General features: G+C 57.0%; 2 rRNA genes. Both read left to right on the plus strand.

What is annotated here, in order from left to right:
• Positions 1 to 177 precede the first annotated feature (177 nt).
• Positions 178 to 3,287, plus strand: a 23S ribosomal RNA gene (locus tag AB0J86_RS38685).
• A gap of 89 nt (positions 3,288 to 3,376) precedes the next feature.
• Positions 3,377 to 3,493: ribosomal RNA gene (rrf, locus tag AB0J86_RS38690) — 5S ribosomal RNA — on the plus strand.
• Positions 3,494 to 3,495 lie beyond the last annotated feature (2 nt).

Below are 3,495 nucleotides of genomic sequence, written 5' to 3' on the forward strand. Positions count from 1 at the left end.
GTGCTGGGTGTAGAGCATCCTGTTGGGTCCTGAAGGAACAAGCGCTGCTTGTTGTTTCGGGTGCCAGGCATGGCCTGCTGCTGCAAACTGCTTCGGTTGTCCGGGGTGTGTGTGGTGGTGTGGGGTTGTGGGTTGGTCGTAGGTTGAGAATTGCACAGTGGACGCGAGCATCTTTGTGGTCAAGTTGTCAAGGGCGAACGGTGGATGCCTTGGCACCAGGAGCCGATGAAGGACGTGGGAGGCCGCGATAGGCCTGGGGGAGCTGTCAACCGAGCTGTGATCCCAGGGTGTCCGAATGGGGGAACCTGGCTGGAGTCATGTCCAGTCACCTGCACCTGAATTCATAGGGTGTGTGGAGGGAACGCGGGGAAGTGAAACATCTCAGTACCCGTAGGAAGAGAAAACAATAGTGATTCCGTGAGTAGTGGCGAGCGAAAGCGGATTGAGGCTAAACCGGTTGCGTGTGATACCTGTCAGGGGTTGCGTGGTCGGGGTTGTGGGACCCTGCTGAACATGCTGACACGTGTTCGAGGAGTTATAAAGCCAGTTGCTAGCCGAATGGTGTGGGAAAGCCAACCGTAGACGGTGAGAGTCCGGTAGGTGAAAGTGGCTGGTCTTCTGTGGGTGTTCCCGAGTAGCGGCGGACTCCTGAAATCTGCCGTGAATCTGCCAGGACCACCTGGTAAGCCTAAATACTTCCTGGTGACCGATAGCGGACGAGTACCGTGAGGGAATGGTGAAAAGTACCCCGGGAGGGGAGTGAAATAGTACCTGAAACCGTTCGCCTACAATCCGTCGGAGCCTTTTGGGGTGACGGCGTGCCTTTTGAAGAATGAGCCTGCGAGTTAGTGGCATGTGGCGAGGTTAACCTGTGTGGGGTAGCCGTAGCGAAAGCGAGTCTGAATAGGGCGTTGAGTCGCGTGTCCTAGACCCGAAGCGGGGTGATCTAGCCATGGGCAGGCTGAAGCGTGGGTAAGACCGCGTGGAGGGCCGAACCCACCAACGTTGAAAAGTTGGGGGATGACCTGTGGTTAGGGGTGAAAGGCCAATCAAACTCCGTGATAGCTGGTTCTCCCCGAAATGCATTTAGGTGCAGCGTCGTGTGTTTCTTGCCGGAGGTAGAGCACTGGATGGTCTAGGGGGCCTACAAGCTTACCGAAATCAGCCAAACTCCGAATGCCGGTAAGTGAGAGCGCGGCAGTGAGACTGCGGGGGATAAGCTTCGTAGTCGAGAGGGAAACAGCCCAGATCACCAGCTAAGGCCCCTAAGCGTGTGCTAAGTGGAAAAGGATGTGGGGTCGCATAGACAACCAGGAGGTTGGCTTAGAAGCAGCCACCCTTTAAAGAGTGCGTAATAGCTCACTGGTCAAGTGGTTCCGCGCCGACAATGTAGCGGGGCTCAAGTACACCGCCGAAGCTGTGGCACTCACACGTGTACTCGGTGGTCATCTTTCGGGATGGTCATCCAGGTGTGTGGGTGGGTAGGGGAGCGTCGTGCCGGGGGTGAAGCAGCGGGGTGACCTAGTTGTGGACGCGGCACGAGTGAGAATGCAGGCATGAGTAGCGAAAGAAGGGTGAGAAACCCTTCCGCCGGATGACCAAGGGTTCCAGGGCCAGGTTAATCCGCCCTGGGTGAGTCGGGGCCTAAGGCGAGGCCGAGAGGCGTAGTCGATGGATAACGGGTTGATATTCCCGTACCCGCGGAGGAGCGTCCCTGGCGAACCTCATTGTGCTAACCACCCGAACCTGGTGCGGTCTTCGGATCAATCTGGGGGAGCGTGGGAACCTGGTGGGTAGTAGTCAAGCGATGGGGTGACGCAGGAAGGTAGCTGAGCCCGGCCGGTGGTTGTGCCGGGGTAAGCGTGTAGGCCGGTGTGTAGGCAAATCCGCACACCTTGTGGCTGAGACGTGATGCCGAGCCGATTCAGGTGAAGTCAGTGATCCTATGCTGCCGAGAAAAGCCTCTAGCGAGTTCTGAGCGGCCCGTACCCTAAACCGACACAGGTGGTCAGGTAGAGAATACCGAGGCGATCGGGCGAACTGTGGTTAAGGAACTCGGCAAATTGCCCCCGTAACTTAGGGAGAAGGGGGGCCGGAGACGTGAAGCCCCTTGCGGGTGGAGCGTTGTATGGCCGCAGAGAGCAGGGGGAAGCGACTGTTTACTAAAAACACAGGTCCATGCGAAGAAGTAATTCGATGTATATGGACTGACGCCTGCCCGGTGCTGGAACGTTAAGGGGACCGGTTAGCTCTCTTCGGGGGGCGAAGCTGAGAACTTAAGCGCCAGTAAACGGCGGTGGTAACTATAACCATCCTAAGGTAGCGAAATTCCTTGTCGGGTAAGTTCCGACCTGCACGAATGGCGTAACGACTTCCCCACTGTCTCAACCACAGGCCCGGCGAAATTGCATTACGAGTAAAGATGCTCGTTACGCGCGGCAGGACGGAAAGACCCCGGGACCTTTACTATAGCTTGACATTGGTATCTGAATTAGCTTGTGTAGGATAGGTGGGAGCCGGTGAAGCGGGTACGCCAGTATTCGTGGAGGCAATCTTGAAATACCACTCTGGTTGATTTGGGTATCTAACTTTGGGCCGTGATCCGGTTCAGGGACAGTGTCTGGTGGGTAGTTTAACTGGGGCGGTTGCCTCCTAAAGGGTAACGGAGGCGCCCAAAGGTTCCCTCAGCCTGGTTGGCAATCAGGTGTTGAGTGTAAGTGCACAAGGGAGCTTGACTGTGAGACTGACGGGTCGAGCAGGGACGAAAGTCGGGACTAGTGATCCGGCACTTGCGTGTGGAAGCGGTGTCGCTCAACGGATAAAAGGTACCCCGGGGATAACAGGCTGATCTTCCCCAAGAGTCCATATCGACGGGATGGTTTGGCACCTCGATGTCGGCTCGTCGCATCCTGGGGCTGTAGCAGGTCCCAAGGGTTGGGCTGTTCGCCCATTAAAGCGGTACGCGAGCTGGGTTTAGAACGTCGTGAGACAGTTCGGTCCCTATCCGCCGTGCGCGTAGGATACTTGAGAAGGGCTGTCCCTAGTACGAGAGGACCGGGACGGACGAACCTCTGGTGTGCCAGTTGTCCCGCCAGGGGCACGGCTGGTTGGCTACGTTCGGAAGGGATAACCGCTGAAAGCATCTAAGCGGGAAGCTCGCTTCGAGATGAGGTATCCCACCCTTGTGGGGTAAGGCTCCCAGTTAGACGACTGGGTTGATAGGCCGGAGATGTAAGCTCGGTAACGGGTTGAGTTGACCGGTACTAATAGGCCGAGGACTTGATTACAAAGACTGTCGCGTCCACTGTGTGATTCGTGATCTGCGAACGGCCCCCAACGGTGTGTTGGGTGTGGTTGTTTGATAGGTTGATAGGGTTACGGCGGTTATGGCGGAAGGGAAACGCCCGGTTACATTCCGAACCCGGTAGCTAAGCCTTCCAGCGCCGATGGTACTGCACTCGGGAGGGTGTGGGAGAGTAGGACGCCGCCGGACAT

This window comes from Micromonospora sp. NPDC049559, from assembly GCF_040676675.1.
In the GTDB taxonomy this organism is placed as follows: Bacteria; Actinomycetota; Actinomycetes; order Mycobacteriales; family Micromonosporaceae; genus JBFAPK01.